The following is a 15,594-nucleotide window of genomic DNA, read 5'->3' on the forward strand; positions in this document are numbered from 1 at the left end:
GACGCTGCTATTGAAAACTACCCTACGAGATTGATGAAAAATGAGTGAGCGTGCACGCCGATTCTTTGCATTCTGGCGGGCGAACGGGACAGCTGCGATAGTTCGCCTGGTTCGCACTAAGCTGGCTGCAATGGTCGCAGGGGAGCCGGTCCTCAATGAGATCCGCCCACAGTCCAAGCTGTCGGCAGACGTAACGGAACTTGTGCTGCGCAAGTTCCCCGACATTCAGCCACTACCAACTTACTTGACACCTCGCCCGAAGCTCGGCCGAGTAAGCTTGATCACCGATAGCATTGGCAAGGGCAGTCTCTTCGGAGGCGTAGGGACGGCCTTGATTTTTGCCGCTCAAGTAGCGAATCGAACAAGTTCGACGTTGCGAATTGTCGTCCGCACAGAAGCGCCCGTGCCGAAAAACGTCGCACAGGTACTCGATGCTTATGGGATCAAGCTCAATCACGAAATCCAATTTTCTTTTGTCCCAGTTGGAAAATCCGAGGGGTTCAGCGCCTCGGGGGCGACTGAAAAGAACTTCGATATTTTCTCTGGCGAACTGTTCATCACCACTTCGTGGTGGACTACTGCAGCGGCATTGCCAAGTGTTCCACGCGCCTCTATCTTTTACCTCCTCCAAGAGGACGAGCGCATGTTTTATCCCTTTGGGGAAGAGCGAGCGCAATGCGAGCGTGTGTTGCGTACGCAAGACATACGATTCATTGTTAATACGCGCCTGCTATACGAGCATCTGATTAACTCGGGTCTGGAGCATCTGCACCAAAATGGGCGATGGTTCGAACCGGCATTTCCGAGGTCGTTGTTTCACGAGCGAACACGTGAGCCGGCAGGGAAGAGACGGTTTTTCTTCTATGCCCGGCCGAATAATCCGCGCAACCTTTTTCTGCTTGGGCTCGCCGTCATCGACCGTGCCGTCAACGAGGGGGTTCTTGATCTCGATCAATGGGAAGTGTTGCTTGTTGGCAAAGACATTCCCGGCGTAACTTTGGGCAACGGCAATAACCCGCAACGCTGCGAAGAGTTGGAATGGCAGGCCTATGCGGACCTCGTTGGCACTATCGATCTTGGACTCTCCTTGATGTACACACCGCACCCAAGCTATCCCCCTTTGGACTTGGCTGCAAGTGGAGCGGTAGTCGTGACTAACAAGTTTGGCAACAAGCAAGATTTATTCGACTACTCGCGAAACATCATCTGCGCGGATCTGAATGTTGAATCGCTCGTCCAAGCTCTGCGGGAGGGTGTCGCCCTAGCAAATGACATGGAAACGCGTAGACGAAACTACTCGGCCAATACGTTGGGCACTGATTGGTCCCGCGCGTTCAATGAGACGTTCGATCTGTTCACCTCCGGCGTCTAATGTTTGCGCTTCAAGATATTCCTTCCTCCCCTTACGCGGATCCATGGCTCCAGCCTGTCTCCACGCGGCTGTCGATGCTGTATCGGCGTGAGTTGCGTATCGCATATTTTTACGAGGAACCGAACAACAGCAGCTTTCGCTATCGCGCTTACAACATGGCGCAAGTGTTGAATGAATCTACTGCGAGCAACGTATCGGCCAGCTACTTCTTTCTGTCTGACTTTGCTCGCTTTGACGAAATAGCTGATGCGGCCGATATTCTTGTCATATGCCGCTCCCGCTATTGCCATCAGGTTAATGGCCTTATTACAAAGTTTCGCGCAAGGCGAAAGAGGGTGATGTTTGACATCGATGATTTGGTCTTCGATACAGATTACGCACATATGGTCGTGGCAACCTTGGGTCTCGATGTCACGCAAAGTGGGTTGTGGGACGACTGGTTCGCAATGATCTCCCGCATGGGCCAGACACTGAGGCTCTGTGACGGCGCGATTACGACCAACGAATTTCTTGCTAAGAGATTGGCAGACTATTCAGGGCTCCCAGTGGCGGTCGTGCCAAACTTTATGAACAAAGAACAGCTCGACATGGCAGCGAAAGTCTTCGCTGCTAAGGAGCGCGCGTGTTTCTCAGGGAACGGGCAGATCACGCTTGGGTATTTCAGCGGCTCCCCTTCCCACCGTCTTGACTACGCCATCGTGGAGTCGGCCTTGGCCGATGTCCTCGCCGAGAGGTCAAACGTCGAAGTGATGGTTGTCGGGTACATCGATCACGGACCCGCGATGCGCAAGTTCGGCCACCGCGTCACTCGCCAGCCATTCCATGACTACGTGAATTTGCAGCGTCTGCTGGGCACGGTGGAGTTCAACCTGATGCCGCTGCAATCGAACGCGTTCACGGACTGCAAGTCGGAGTTGAAATACTTCGAAGCAGCAAGCGTTGGAACCTTGAGCATCGCGTCACCCAGCTTCACCTACAGCCGCGCCATCAGCGATGGAGAAACAGGCTACCTGTCGAAGGCCCACGAATGGACCGAATCGATTCTTCGAGCGATAGACCGGAGCACCGAGGTCTATGCATCGATGGCCACGCGGGCGCGTGAGGATGCGCTGCGAAAATTCGGCTGGCAGCACCAGCGCGAAACCATCCTCAACGCGTTGCAGCTGGCCTGAGCCTGTTCCGTCAGCGCTCGACGATCCGTCCGTGCTCAAGGTGGATCACCCGGTTGCATTCCTTGGCGATCAGTTCGGGCGAATGAGACGCCAGCACCAGAATGCCGGACTTCGACACCACGTCCCTCATGCGTTGCTCGGCTTTTTCGGTGAAGGCCGCGTCGCCCACCGAGAGCCACTCGTCCATCAGCAGGATGTCGGCTTCGACGCTGGTCGAGATCGAGAATGCCAAGCGCATCATCATGCCGGTCGAGTAGGTGCGAACGGGCATGTTGACGTACTCGCCCAGGCCGCTGAACTCGCAGATCTCCGGTGTGAGCCGGTCGACTTCTTTCTTGCTCATGCCCATCACGAGGCCGCGAAGCATGATGTTCTCGACGCCGGTGGCGTCCATTTCGATGCCTAGTGCAGGGTCGATCAGGCTGGCCACCGTGCCTTGGCGCGTAAGTTCGCCCGACGACGGCTCATAGACCCCCGCCAGCGTGCGCAGCAGCGTGGATTTGCCCGCGCCGTTGTGGCCGATCAGGCCCAGCCTGTCGCCGCTTTTGAGTTCGATGTTGAGGCCACTGAGCGCCTGCACGACCGTGACGCCGGTCTCTTTGCCAAAGCGCCCCCCGGTGACGGACGCCGCTAGCGTCTTCTTGAGCGACGCCGAGCCTGCGCCATAGATCGGGAAGCTGACCGAAACGTTCTTGAGTGAAATGAATGCCATAGATCAGAGCCAGTAGACGACGCGGCGGCGGTATTTGACGAACAGCACGCTCGCGACGGAGAGGCACAGCACGGTCCAGAAGCCGATGCCGATCCAGCTGTGGAGATGGGCTTCGCCACCCATGAGTGGGGTGCGCAGAAGGTCGAGCATCTGCGCGAAAGGATTCCACAGCACGTATTTGGCGCGTCCAGGAAGGTTCTCGGGCAGCCAGAACACGGGGGTCAGGAACATCAGCATCTGCATGACGCTGGTGACGATCTGGGTCACGTCGCGATAGCGGGTGCAGATGAGCCCGAGCAGCAGGCCGAGCGCGTGAGCGTTGACGACGAGTATCAGGAAAGCAGGAATGACCAGAAGAACCGACCACGACAGCGATATGCCGGCCCAGAGCGCCACGGGGATGTAAAGCACGATCTGGTGGGCAAACTGGATCAGGTTGCGCGCCAGAGCCCGCCACACGAACAGGCTGATCGGGAAGTAGCCTTGTTTCAGGTAGTTGGACGACCCCACGAATGCATTGCAGGCATCGGTGACTATGGTGGAGAACAGGCTCCAGAAGATCACGCCGAGCGCCAGATGGGGGAAGAACCTGTCGAGATGCGTGCCGAAGAGCGATGCATACAGCGGCCCCATGCCGCCGATCATGACGCCCATGCTCAGCGTAAGCCAGATCGGGCCGAGCATGGAGCGCCTATAGCGCAAAACGATGTCGAACCAGGCGAGGGTCCACCAGATGTCCGTGCGGCGTGTGCCTTCCCACCAGTCGGCCCACGCGCTGCGGTGAAGGTTGGAGTGAACTTGGCTCATGTGAATCGATGCGAGACGGCGGCGGAAGCGCGCTCAGTGGCGTCTTCGTCCGAACGACTCCGGGCTGCCACCGGCCAAGCACGAGTGTCTTGCGGGGGCGCCCGGGGCGGCCTCATTTCTTGTCCTTTGTGTGATCCGTGAGATTTTACCGGGCGAGGTGAAAGGGCCATGTCTCTGACGACGCGAGGCGGCGCCCAGGGAGGCAAAGGGGTTGCGAAGATAATCGCCCGCTGGCGGACTCCGGGCCTCGCTCCTCCTTTAGGCCGGCTGTACGGCTCCAATCCCGCAAAAAGGTTCCCTCCTTGCCGCCTTGCCGGCAAGTCGTCTATGAAATCTGTATCTCGGCTCTTCGACTTCTTCCTCACCGTGCTCTGGAGAACCCCTGGTGTCGGCGGGCGGCTCCAGCGCGCTTGGCGGATGTTCCGAAAGGCGGGCTGGCGCGGCATCAAGTGGGAGCTCGGGCGGCGCGTCACGGGTTTCAACGACTATCCGCGCTGGGTCCGGGAGCATGACACGCTGACACCGGCGGAGATTGCCCGGCTGGCCCAGCGTGTGGCCTCCATGGTCGACAAGCCGTTGATTTCCGTGCTCATGCCTTCGTACAACCCCAACCCGGCGTGGCTGCGGGAGGCGATCGAGTCGGTGCGGGCGCAGATCTATCCGCACTGGGAGCTGTGTATCGCAGACGATGCATCGCCCTCGCAGGAGGTGCGGGCGATCCTGAAGTCCTATGCGGAGAGCGACCCGCGCATCAAGGTCGTGTTCCGGCCCAAGAACGGGCACATCTCCGCTTCTTCGAACAGCGCGCTCGAACTGGTCTCGGGCACGTGGATCGCCCTGATGGACCATGACGACCTGTTGCCGGCGGATGCCCTGTTCTGGGTGGCCGACTGCATCGCCAACCACCCCGATGTGCAGTTGATCTACTCCGACGAGGACAAGATCGACGAGTCCCTGACCCGCTCGGGCCCTTATTTCAAGTGCGACTGGAACGCCGATCTTTTCCGCTCGCAGAACATGTTCAGCCACCTGGGCGTGCTTTCGACGGATCTCGTTCGCGCCGTGGGCGGGTTCCGGCTGGGGCTGGAAGGCTCGCAGGACTGGGACTTGGTCATCCGCTGTATGGAGCGCATCGAGCCCCGGCAGGTGCGCCACATCCCGAGGGTGCTCTACCACTGGCGCGTGCATGCTGAGAGCACCGCGAAGTCGATGGATGCCAAGCCCTATGCCGTGGTTGCTGGTGAGCGCGCGCTCAACGAGCACTTCGAGCGCACGCAGACGCGCGCGCGGGCCGAGCACATCGGCTTTGGCTACCGGGTGCACTACGCGCTGCCCGATGCTCCGCCGCTGGTGTCGTTGGTCATTCCCACGCGAAATGCAGCAGCGTCCTTGCGCAGATGCGTGGATTCGATCATCGCGAAGACCTCCTATCCGCACTACGAGATCGTCGTGGCCGACGACGCCTCGGACGACACTGCAACCCTGGCTTGCCTCGATGCGCTGGCCAAGAAGAAGAACGTGCGCGTGCTCAGGCATGCCCAGAGGCAAGGCGCGGCCGCGTTGTGCAATGCGGCGGTCGAAGGCGCAGCGGGAGAGGTCGTCGCGCTGATCGATGACCGCCTCGAAGTCCTGTCGCCCGAGTGGCTCGCCGAAATGGTCAGCCTGGCGCTGCAGGCCGGCATCGGTGCGGTGGGTGCGCGTCTGATGGACCGCCGCCGGATCCTGACTCACGCCGGCATCATCCTGGGCCTGGGGGTCGATGGCGTGGCCGGGTGCTCGCATCGCGGAATGCCCGCGGGGCGTGAAGGCTATGGGGGGCGCGCCGCGCTGATCCAGTCGCTGTCGGCTGTCAGCTCGGCCTGCCTGGTGATCCGCAAGGATCGCTACCTTGCCGTTGGTGGCCTCGATGGAAACCATCTGAAAGAGGCGTTTGCCGATGTTGATTTCTGCCTGCGCCTGGGAGAGGCCGGCCTGCGCACCCTTTGGACGCCTTATGCCGAGTTGCTCGACCACAGGAGCGCAGCCGCGCGTGCAAGGAAGGCCGGCGAGCCAGCCAGTGCTCCCTATCTGGAGGACGTGGCCTACATGAAGCGCCGATGGGGCCCTGTTCTGGAGAATGACCCGGCGTACAGCCCCAATCTCATGCTCGAGCGCGAAGACTTCAGCTACGCCTGGCCTCCCCGTCTGGCGCCGGTCTGATGGCCTTGGACGTCTCCGTCGCCCTCTGCACCCGCAACGGCGCGCGCTATCTCCCCGAGCAACTGCGCAGCATCTGCGCGCAGGAGCCGTTGCCGAAAGAGATCGTCGTGTCCGACGACGGCTCGACCGACGACACTCTCGCCGTCGTGCGCGACACCCTCGCCCAGTGCGGCGTGGCCGACCGCATCGCGCTGCGCGTGTTCAGCAACTCGCCGCCGCTGGGCGTCACCCGCAATTTCGAGCAGGCGGTGCGGGCCTGCAGCCATGCCCTTATCGCGCTGTGCGACCAGGACGACGTCTGGCATGCCGGGCGGCTGGCGCGCATGGTGGCGCAGTTCGAGGCGCGGTCCGACCTGCTGCTGCTGCATACCGACGCCCGCTTGGTCGACGGCGACCTGAAGCCGCTGGGCTCCACGCTCTTCCATGCGCTCGAGGTGCAGCCGGCCGAGCTGAAGGCCATCGCGAGCGGCGAGGCCTTCGGTGTGCTGCAGCGGCGCAATCTGGTGACCGGCGCGACGACGATGTTCCGAAAAACCTTGCTCGAGTCCGCGTTGCCGTTCGCGCCCGAATGGGTGCACGACGAATGGCTGGCTGCTGTGGCCGCGGCCACCGGCCGCATGGACGTGCTGCCCGAGCCGACCATCGACTACCGCCAGCACGGCAACAACCAGATCGGCGCGCGTCGGCTGACGCTGTCCGAGAAGGTGGCGAAGGCTTTCGTGGAGCGGGGCGACAAGCATGTGGCGCGGCTGCGGCGGGCCGAGGCGCTGCTGCAGCGGCTGCAGCAGCTCGGCGACCGTGTGCGGCCGGGCTGCTTGGATGCGCAGCGCGCCAAGGTCGCGCACCAGCGGTTCAGGGCCGGATTGCCGGCGGCGCGTCCGCTGCGCCTGCTGCCCATCCTTATCGAGGCCGCGCGCGGCCGCTATGAACGGTTCGGCCGGGGCAAGCAGGCCATCGTGCAGGACGTTTTCGAGCGCGGCTGACCGCTCCGGCTGGATGGCGGGTTAGCGGCCCTGCAGCCGCAGATATCGCCAGAACGAGGCCGACAGCCACACCTTCAGCAGGCTGGTCACGTGCCAGTACAGGTATTTCTTGCTGCGATGGCTCTCGCGCTGCGCGTCGTGCCGGGCGAGCAGGGTCTCGCCCACCTGCAGCTTCCAGCCTGCCAGCCGGGTGCGGGCGCAGATGTCGAAGTCTTCGCCGTACATGAAGAACTTCTCGTCGAAGCCGCCGACCTGCCGGTAGGCCTTGCTGCGAAAAAGCATGAACAGGCCCGGAATCCACGCCGGCACCGTCGGACGCACGTAGCCGGGCTTTTTTCTTCCGACGATCTCGAGCGGCGTGAGCAGTGCCCGGTGCGGTTCGGGCTCGGTCTTGCCGGGCTCCAGGATGCGCGGCGTCAGCAGGCCGGCGTCCGCCGCAGCCTGCGCGAGCAGCGGCGACAGCACGTCGTCGTCGAAGCGAATGTCGGGGTTCAGCACCAGGAACCACTCGGTGCCGCAGCGCTCGAAGGCCTGGTTGTGATTGGCGCCGAAGCCCTTGGGGCTCGCGTTCTCGATCCGCTCCACGTCGAAACCCCAGCTGCGGCCGGCAAGCAGGTCGGCCTCGGGGATGTTCAATGTCAGCAGAACCTTGTCGATGACTGCGCGGCTGTACCTGTCCAGCTGCTCGAGCAGCGGCAGCACCAGCGCGAGTTGGCCGTGGCTGACGATCGAAACGGTGATCGGGGGGCGGGAGGAGGGGGGCGTGGGCATGGTCTAATTTCGCCCGGGAATTCTAGGGTTCCCCAAACCCCACACATGATTGCTCTGATCGTCATCAGTTTCTTCGTCGCCGCCTTCTCGGTCCAGGTGTTCATGCGACGTGCGCGGCGGCATGCCCGCCTCTACGGCGCCGACATGCCCCAGCGCTTCCACAAGGGCCACGTGCCGCGCCTGGGCGGTGCGGGCATCCTGCTGGGCATGGGGGCGGCCTGGCTGGCCGCCGGCATCACCGGCACCGACCCGTTCAACGTCTCCTGGCCGGTCACGACCTCGATGCTCACGCTGGTGTGCATCCTGCCGGCGGTGCTGGGCGGCATCATTGAAGACGTCACCCAGCGCGTGAAGGTGCGCTACCGGCTGGGGCTGACCATCGGCTCGGCGCTGCTGGTGTGCTGGCTGCTGGGGCTGGGCGTGGCGCGCACCGGCTTCGAGACGGTCGACGGCTGGCTGGCGATGATTCCCTTTGCCACGGTGATCTTCGCGGCACTGGCCATCGGCGGCCTGCCGCACGCCTTCAACATCATCGACGGCTACAACGGGCTCGCGGGCACGGTCGCGGTGCTGGTCTGTCTGGCGATATCGCACGTGGCGCTGCAGGTCGGCGACCGGCAGCTGGCCGCGATGGTGATCTGCCTGGTCGGCGCCACCTTCGGCTTCCTGGTGTGGAACTACCCGCGCGGCAAGATCTTCGCCGGCGACGGCGGCGCCTACGTCTGGGGCATGGTGATCGCCGTGGCCTGTGTGACGCTGGTGCAGCGCCACCGCGTGGTGTCGCCCTGGTTCCCGATGCTGCTGCTGATCTACCCGGTGTGGGAAACGCTGTTCTCCATCTACCGCAAGCTGGCGCGCGGGCAGTCGCCCGGCACGGCCGACGCGCTGCACTTCCACCAGCTGATCTTCCGCCGCATCGTGCGCGTGGCCTTTGCGGACGACGAGGCCCGCCAGCTGCTGGCGCGCAACAACCGCACCTCGCCCTACCTGTGGATGTTCGCGGCCCTGTCGGTGGTGCCGGCGGTGCTGTTCTGGAACAACACCATCGTGCTGATGTTCTTCTGCCTGCTGTTCGTCACGACCTACGTGGGCGCCTATCTGATGATCGTGCGCTTCAAGGTCCCGCGCTGGCTGCGGCCATGAACAGGCACACCCCAAGGCTTCGCGCACTTCGTGTCGCTGCGCCAACCCCCTTGCAGGGGGCAGCACCGGTGGCCCGGCAAAGCCGGTTCCACGGTGTTTCCCGCGAAGTCAGTCAGTCGGCTGTCACCGGGATTGCGCGAGAATTTGAGCCTCACCTGATCGTCCACCGCTTCGGAGCCTGACCGCCCATGACCGACCCCGTCCTCAACATCCCCCCGCGCGACAAGGCCGAGATCCTGGCCCAGGCGCTGCCGTACATCCGCAAGTTCCACGGCAAGACCATCGTCATCAAGTACGGCGGCAACGCCATGACCGACCCGGCGCTGCAGGCCGACTTCGCCGAAGACGTGGTGCTGCTCAAGCTGGTGGGCATGAACCCGGTGGTGGTGCACGGCGGCGGCCCGCAGATCGAGGCGGCGCTCAACCGCCTGGGCAAGAAGGGCAGCTTCATCCAGGGCATGCGCGTGACCGACGCCGAGACCATGGAAGTCGTCGAATGGGTGCTGGCCGGCGAGGTGCAGCAGGACATCGTGGGCCTGATCAACCAGGCCGGCGGCAAGGCCGTGGGCCTGACCGGTCGCGACGGTGGCCTGATCCGCGCGCAGAAGCTCAAGATGGCCGACCGCAACGATCCCAACCTGCACCATGACGTGGGCCAGGTCGGCGACATCGTCTCCATCGACCCCAGCGTGGTCAAGGCGCTGCAGGACGACGCCTTCATCCCGGTGGTCAGCCCCATCGGCTTCGGCGAGGAGAACGAGAGCTACAACATCAACGCCGACGTCGTCGCAGGCAAGCTCGCCACCGTGCTCAAGGCCGAGAAGCTGATGCTGCTGACCAACACGCCCGGCGTGCTCGACAAGGACGGCAAGCTGCTCACCAACCTGAGCGCGCGCGAGATCGACGACCTGTTCGCCGACGGCACCATCTCCGGCGGCATGCTCCCCAAGATCGAAGGCGCGCTCGACGCAGCCAAGAGCGGCGTGAACGCGGTGCACATCATCGACGGCCGCGTGCCGCACGCGATGCTGCTGGAGATCCTGACCGACCAGGCCTACGGGACGATGATCCGCGCCCGTTGAGCCCGGCGTGGGCGCGTGCTCACTGCGCTGTGCGAGAATCAATTGATTACATCTTTGCACGCGCTCCCATGCAGAACGAAGAGACGACCAGTGCTTCCGGCGTAGAGACTCCTGCGGAAACGACCACTCCCCCGGCGCGCAAGCGGCCGAAGCCGGGCGAGCGGCGCGTGCAGATCCTGCAGGCGCTCGCCTCCATGCTGGAGCAGCCGGGTGCCGAGCGGGTCACCACGGCCGCGCTGGCTGCACGGCTCGAAGTGAGCGAAGCCGCGCTCTACCGCCATTTCGCGAGCAAGGCCCAGATGTTCGAGGGTCTGATCGACTTCATCGAGCAGAGCGTCTTCACGCTGGTCAACCAGATCCTGGAGCGCGAGGGCGCCACCGGCGCCCAGCAGGCCGCCCGCATCCTCACGCTGCTCGTGCAGTTCGCCGAGCGCAACCCCGGCATGACCCGCGTCATGGTGGGCGACGCGCTGGTCTACGAGAACGAGCGCCTGCAGCAGCGCATGAACCAGTTCTTCGACAAGATCGAATCCACGCTGCGCCAGGTGCTGCGCGGCGCGGCTGCGGCCGACGGCTCGGCCACGCCCAGTGTCGATGCCCAGGTGCGCGCCGCGGCGCTCACGGCCTTCGTGGTGGGGCAGCTGCAGCGCTTCGCGCGCTCGGGCTTCCGCCGCGCGCCTTCGGAGCACCTTGAGGCGACGATCGCGCTGATCGTCTGAGGGTACCCCGCGCAGGGTACTGACCGGCTCGCCTCGCGCCTTCCGGCGGCGTAGCATCGTCCACAGGCCCTTGCCGCCGGACCCGGCGGCAAGCCGGTGTTTGCGCGGTTTCCTTCGCGGAGGGCGGACGCATGAGCCATGGCACGGTCGGTCCGGTGGAGCCCCGCCTGTCGCGGGTGTCCGCGCATGCCTGATGCGGCGCGCGGCCATGGCTGGCGGACCGTCGTGCTCACCACGGCCGCCATGCTCGCGTTCGCCGCCAATTCCCTGCTGTGCCGGCTCGCGCTTCAGCGCAGGGGCATCGATCCAGCGAGCTTCGGCAGTGTCAGGCTCGTGGCCGGGGCGCTTGTGCTGGGGCTCATCGTGCGGTTCAGGGCGCAGCCTCCGGCTTCTCCTGCCCGCGTCGATTGGCTGGCGGCCGTCATGCTGTTCGGCTACGTCGCCTTCTTCTCCTTCGCCTATCTCAGCCTGCCGGCGGGCACCGGCGCGCTGATCCTGTTCGGCGCGGTGCAGCTGACGATGTTCGGCGTGGGCCTGCGCTCCGGCGGCGAGCGCTTCGGGGCGCTTGCCTGGTTCGGCTTCGTGTTGGCGGCGGGCGGGCTGGTCTATCTCGTTTCCCCGGGCGTCGCCGCGCCGCCGCTTCTGGGCGCGGTGCTGATGGCCGTCGCGGGCGTTGCCTGGGGCGTGTATTCCCTGCGCGGCCGAGGCGTGGCCGATCCGCTGGCCGCCACGGCGCGCAACTTCACGCGAGCCGTGCCGTTCGCCCTGGCGCTCAGTGCGGTGTTCGCGGCCAGCGCTCGCGCGGATACGGTCGGCATCGCGCTCGCCGTGATTTCCGGTGCGCTGACTTCGGGCCTCGGCTATGCCGTCTGGTACGCCGCGCTGGGCCGCCTGACCGCAATGCGTGCGGCCACCGTGCAGCTGTCGGTGCCGTTGTTGGCGGCGTTCGGCGGCGTGCTGTTCCTGTCGGAGGCGATCACGCCACGGCTGGCCGTGGCCTCCGTTGCGATCCTGGGCGGCATCGCGCTCGTGCTCGGCCAGAAGGCGCGAAGCGCCCGTCCGTAGGCTGGATGGCTGGCTGGGAGGCTACGAGACCTGCACGCCCACCTTCGCCCCGGCCGCGACGATCTCGCTCCACGTCGCATCGTCCACCCAGATCCCGTCCTTGCGCCGCGCCGCGCGCGCCTTGCGCTCCGGCTCGCCCGCGATCTGCACTTCTTCGAAGCCCTGCCCGGGCGGGCTCTGCCGCAGCCAGCCGACGAACTCGCGAGCCTCCTCGTCGAAGGACTTCTGCGTGCCCAGCTTCGCCGGATCGATCAGCACCGTGAGCATGCCGTTGAGCACCGTGCGTGCCGTGTCCGCCTGCCGATGCCACGTGCCGCCGCCGGTGAGCGCGCCGCCCAGCAGCTCGCAGGCCACCGCCATGCCGTAGCCCTTGTGCTCGCCGAAGGTCATGAGCGCGCCGAAGAGGCCGTTGCCCTGCGGTACCACGACCACGCCCGGGTCGTTGGTGGGCGCGCCGTTCTCGTCGATGAGGTAGCCGTCGGGCACGCGCTCGCCCTTGTTGTGGGCCACGCGCATCTTTCCCTGCGCCACGCGGCTGGTCGCGTAGTCGAGCACGAAGGGCTCCGCGCCCGAAAGCGGAATGCCGATGCAGCACGGATTGGTGCCGAAGCGCCCGTCGCCGCCGCCCCAGGGCGCGACCACCGGCCGCGAAAGCACGTTGACGAAGTGCATCGACACCAGCCCCTGCGCCGTCGCCATCTCCGCGAAGTGCCCGATGCGGCCCAGGTGGTGCGCATGCGCCAGCGTGAAGATGCAGCTGCCGTGCTGCTTCGCGCGCGCGATGCCCAGTTCCATCGCCTGCACGCCGACGATCTGGCCGTAGCCGTGCTGGCCGTCCAGGCCCATCAGCGTGCCGATGTCGAGGTTCACGCGCACCGCGGCGTTGGGCTTCAGGCCGCCCTCGGCCACTGCGTCGACGTACCGCGGCAGCATGCCCACGCCGTGCGAGTCGTGCCCGCTCAGGTTGGCCAGCACCAGGTTGGCCGCCACCTGCTGGGCCTCGGCGGGCGAGCTGCCCGCGGCTTCGAGGATGCGGGCGACCGTGGCCTGCAGGTGGTCGGCCTTGAGCGTATGGGACATGGATCAGGCTCCTTTCGCGTTCAGCGTGATGGCGTAGAGCGACGTGGTCGCGCAGATGAAAAGGCGGTTGCGCTTGGGGCCGCCGAAGCAGACGTTGGCGACGCGCTCGGGCAGCAGGATCTTGCCCAGCAGCGTGCCGTCGGGGTGATAGGCGTGCACGCCGTCGAGCGCGCTGGTCCAGATGCGGCCTTCGGTGTCGAGGCGGAAGCCGTCGAACAGGCCGCTGGTGCATTCGGCGAAGACCTCGCCGCCGCTCAAGCTGCGTCCGTCGGCACCCACCTCGAACCTGCGGATGTGCCGCGGACCATCCGCCGCATGGCTCGCGCCCGTGTCTGCTATGTACAGAAGCGACTCGTCGGGCGAGAAGGCCAGTCCGTTGGGCTTCACGAAATCGTCGGCCATCAGCTCGACCTCGCCGCTTTGCGGGTCGATGCGGTAGACATGGCACGCGCCGATCTCGCTCTCGGCCTTCAGGCCCTCGTAGTCGGAAAGGATGCCGTAGCTCGGGTCTGTGAACCACACGGCGCCGTCCGAGTGCACCACCACGTCGTTGGGCGAGTTGAGCCGCTTGCCCTTCCAGTGCGAGGCCAGCACGGTGATCGTGCCGTCGTGCTCGGTGCGCGTCACGCGTCGCGTGAGGTGCTCGCAGCTCACCAGCCGGCCTTCGCGGTCGACCGTGTTGCCGTTGGTGTTGTTCGATGGCTCGCGGAAAGTTCCCACCGAGCCGTTGACCTCGTCGAAGCGCAGCATGCGGTTGTTCGGAATGTCCGACCACACCAGCGTGCGGTGCGCCGCGAACCACGCGGGGCCCTCGCACCAGCGCGCGCCGGTCCACAGGCGCTGCACGCGCTCGGGGCCGGGGATGCAGCCCTTGAAGCGCGGGTCCAGTTGCTCGAAGCCGGTGCCTTCCAGGAAGCCGTAGGGGAGAGTCGCCATGCCGTTCCTCGTCGAGGGTTCAGTTCACATCACCGCGCCGACCTGCCACGGCACAAACTCGTTCTGGCCGTAGCCGTGCTGCTCGCTCTTCGACTGCGCGCCGGATGCGGTCGCGAGCACCAGCTCGAAGATGCGCTGGCCCATCTCCTGGATCGTCGCCGTGCCGTCCACGATCTCGCCGCAGTTGATGTCCATGTCCTCCTCCTGCCGCTGCCACAGCGCCGAGTTGGTCGCGAGCTTGAGCGAAGGCGAGGGCGCGCAGCCGTAGGCCGAGCCGCGTCCGGTGGTGAAGCAGATCAGGTTGGCGCCGCCGGCCACCTGGCCGGTGGCGCTCACCGGGTCGTAGCCGGGCGTATCCATGTAGACGAAGCCGTGCGCGGTGACGGGCTCTGCATATTCGTACACCGCCTCGAGGTTGCTGGTGCCGCCCTTGGCGACCGCGCCCAGCGATTTCTCGAGGATGGTGGTGAGCCCGCCCGCCTTGTTGCCCGGCGAGGGGTTGTTGTTCATTTCGCCTTCGTTGATGGCGGTGTAGTGCTCCCACCACTTGATGCGGTCCACCAGCTTCTGGCCGACCTCGCGCTTCACCGCGCGGCGCGTGAGCAGGTGCTCGGCGCCGTACACCTCGGGCGTCTCGCTGAGGATGGCCGTGCCGCCATGCGCCACCAGCAGGTCGACCGCTGCGCCCAGCGCCGGGTTGGCGCTGATGCCCGAATAGCCGTCCGAGCCGCCGCATTGCAGCCCGATCGTGATGTGCGCCGCGCTGCAGGGCTCGCGCTTCACCGCGTTGGCGCGCGGCAGCATCTCGTTGATGAGCGCCACGCCCTTCTCGACCGTCTTGCGCGTGCCGCCTGTGTCCTGGATGTTGAAGGTGCGGAAGTTCTCGCCCTCGGCCAGGTGGCCGGTCGCGAGCCAGGCGTTGATCTGGTTGGCCTCGCAGCCCAGGCCCACCACCAGCACGCCCGCGAAGTTCGGGTGCGTGGCATAGCCCGTGAGCGTGCGCTCGAGGATCTGCATGCCCATGCCCTGAGTGTCCATGCCGCAGCCGGTGCCATGCGTGAGCGCGATGACGCCGTCCACGTTGGGAAAGGCCGCCAGCGCCTGCGGATTGGTCTTGCGCGAGAAGTGGTCGGCGATGGCGCGCGCGGCCGTGGCCGAGCAGTTCACGCTGGTCAGCACGCCGATGTAGTTGCGCGTGGCCACGCGGCCGTCGGCGCGCTTGATGCCCATGAAGGTGGCTTCGCGCTTGGCGGGCGCCGGCTTCACGTCGGCGCCGAAGGCGTAGTCGCGTTCGAAGTCTCCCTTGTCGGGGCCCATGTCGAGGTTCTGCGTGTGCACGTGCTCGCCGGCGGCGATGGGGCGGCTCGCGAAACCGATGATCTGGTTGTAGCGGCGCACCGGCTCGCCCTGCGCGATGTCGCGCATCGCGATCTTGTGGCCCGGCGGAATCAGCCCGCGCACGGCCACGCCTTCGACGACGGCGCCGCCGAGCAGCTGGGAGCGCGCGATGACTACGTCGTCGGCGGGATGGAGGCGGATGTAGGCAGTCATCG

At 65.3% G+C, this 15,594-nt stretch carries 14 protein-coding genes; 8 read left to right on the plus strand and 6 right to left on the minus strand.

Annotated features, from left to right (window positions below; all coding sequences use genetic code 11):
- Positions 1-40 precede the first annotated feature (40 nt).
- Positions 41-1,372, plus strand: coding sequence for a hypothetical protein (locus ACHMXA_RS07605; RefSeq protein WP_395319790.1), 1,332 nt, complete (start codon positions 41-43; stop codon positions 1,370-1,372).
- On the plus strand, positions 1,372-2,544 hold the full coding sequence (locus ACHMXA_RS07610; protein WP_395319792.1) for a glycosyltransferase: 1,173 nt from the start codon (positions 1,372-1,374) through the stop codon (positions 2,542-2,544). Before ACHMXA_RS07605 ends, ACHMXA_RS07610 begins: the two co-directional genes overlap by 1 nt.
- 10 nt (positions 2,545-2,554) lie before the next feature.
- Here the strand turns inward: ACHMXA_RS07610 and ACHMXA_RS07615 are convergent, their stop codons facing one another.
- Together ACHMXA_RS07615 and ACHMXA_RS07620 are read right to left on the minus strand one after the other, a co-directional pair.
- Positions 2,555-3,256, minus strand: coding sequence for an ABC transporter ATP-binding protein (locus tag ACHMXA_RS07615; protein WP_395319794.1), 702 nt, complete (start codon positions 3,254-3,256; stop codon positions 2,555-2,557).
- Between the two features lie 3 nt (positions 3,257-3,259).
- The gene (locus tag ACHMXA_RS07620; protein ID WP_395319796.1) at positions 3,260-4,063 is read right to left on the minus strand and encodes an ABC transporter permease; all 804 of its coding nucleotides are present in this window, start codon (positions 4,061-4,063) and stop codon (positions 3,260-3,262) included.
- 327 nt (positions 4,064-4,390) lie between these two features.
- Between ACHMXA_RS07620 and ACHMXA_RS07625 the strand changes: the two genes are divergently transcribed.
- Together ACHMXA_RS07625 and ACHMXA_RS07630 are read left to right on the plus strand one after the other, a co-directional pair.
- Positions 4,391-6,262 (plus strand): glycosyltransferase, encoded by a 1,872-nt coding sequence (locus ACHMXA_RS07625; RefSeq protein WP_395319798.1) that lies wholly within the window; start codon positions 4,391-4,393, stop codon positions 6,260-6,262.
- A complete protein-coding gene (locus ACHMXA_RS07630) occupies positions 6,262-7,245 on the plus strand; it encodes a glycosyltransferase family 2 protein (RefSeq protein WP_395319800.1) in 984 nt (327 codons plus the stop codon). Before ACHMXA_RS07625 ends, ACHMXA_RS07630 begins: the two co-directional genes overlap by 1 nt.
- A gap of 21 nt (positions 7,246-7,266) precedes the next feature.
- Here ACHMXA_RS07630 and ACHMXA_RS07635 read toward each other — a convergent pair whose 3' ends face one another.
- Positions 7,267-8,016, minus strand: coding sequence for a glycosyltransferase (locus ACHMXA_RS07635; RefSeq protein ID WP_395319802.1), 750 nt, complete (start codon positions 8,014-8,016; stop codon positions 7,267-7,269).
- Positions 8,017-8,061: 45 nt separating this feature from the next.
- Between ACHMXA_RS07635 and ACHMXA_RS07640 the strand changes: the two genes are divergently transcribed.
- From ACHMXA_RS07640 to ACHMXA_RS07655, 4 genes are all read left to right on the plus strand, one after another.
- Positions 8,062-9,159, plus strand: coding sequence for a glycosyltransferase (locus ACHMXA_RS07640; protein WP_395319804.1), 1,098 nt, complete (start codon positions 8,062-8,064; stop codon positions 9,157-9,159).
- A 188-nt stretch (positions 9,160-9,347) separates the two neighbouring features.
- Positions 9,348-10,241 (plus strand): acetylglutamate kinase, encoded by an 894-nt coding sequence (gene argB / locus ACHMXA_RS07645; protein ID WP_093207312.1) that lies wholly within the window; start codon positions 9,348-9,350, stop codon positions 10,239-10,241.
- Positions 10,242-10,309: 68 nt separating this feature from the next.
- Positions 10,310-10,960 carry a nucleoid occlusion factor SlmA gene (gene slmA, locus ACHMXA_RS07650; RefSeq protein WP_126021561.1) on the plus strand — a complete coding sequence of 217 codons (651 nt, stop codon included), beginning with the start codon at positions 10,310-10,312 and terminating at the stop codon, positions 10,958-10,960.
- A gap of 186 nt (positions 10,961-11,146) precedes the next feature.
- On the plus strand, positions 11,147-12,025 hold the full coding sequence (locus tag ACHMXA_RS07655) for a DMT family transporter (RefSeq protein ID WP_395319807.1): 879 nt from the start codon (positions 11,147-11,149) through the stop codon (positions 12,023-12,025).
- A 21-nt stretch (positions 12,026-12,046) separates the two neighbouring features.
- On the opposite strand, the gene ACHMXA_RS07660 is transcribed toward ACHMXA_RS07655, so the two are convergent.
- The 3 genes from ACHMXA_RS07660 to ACHMXA_RS07670 are packed head-to-tail and all read right to left on the minus strand — an operon-like array spanning position 12,047 to position 15,592.
- Positions 12,047-13,105 carry a malate/lactate/ureidoglycolate dehydrogenase gene (locus ACHMXA_RS07660; protein WP_395319809.1) on the minus strand — a complete coding sequence of 353 codons (1,059 nt, stop codon included), beginning with the start codon at positions 13,103-13,105 and terminating at the stop codon, positions 12,047-12,049.
- Positions 13,106-13,108: 3 nt separating this feature from the next.
- Positions 13,109-14,041, minus strand: a complete 933-nt coding sequence (locus ACHMXA_RS07665) for an SMP-30/gluconolactonase/LRE family protein (RefSeq protein ID WP_395319811.1) — start codon at positions 14,039-14,041, stop codon at positions 13,109-13,111.
- Between the two features lie 24 nt (positions 14,042-14,065).
- Entirely contained in the window at positions 14,066-15,592 is a 1,527-nt protein-coding gene (locus tag ACHMXA_RS07670) for a UxaA family hydrolase (protein ID WP_395319813.1), read from the minus strand.
- Positions 15,593-15,594: the final 2 nt, after the last annotated feature.

This window comes from Variovorax sp. UC74_104 (genome assembly GCF_044055375.1).
GTDB lineage: Bacteria > Pseudomonadota > Gammaproteobacteria > Burkholderiales > Burkholderiaceae_C > Variovorax.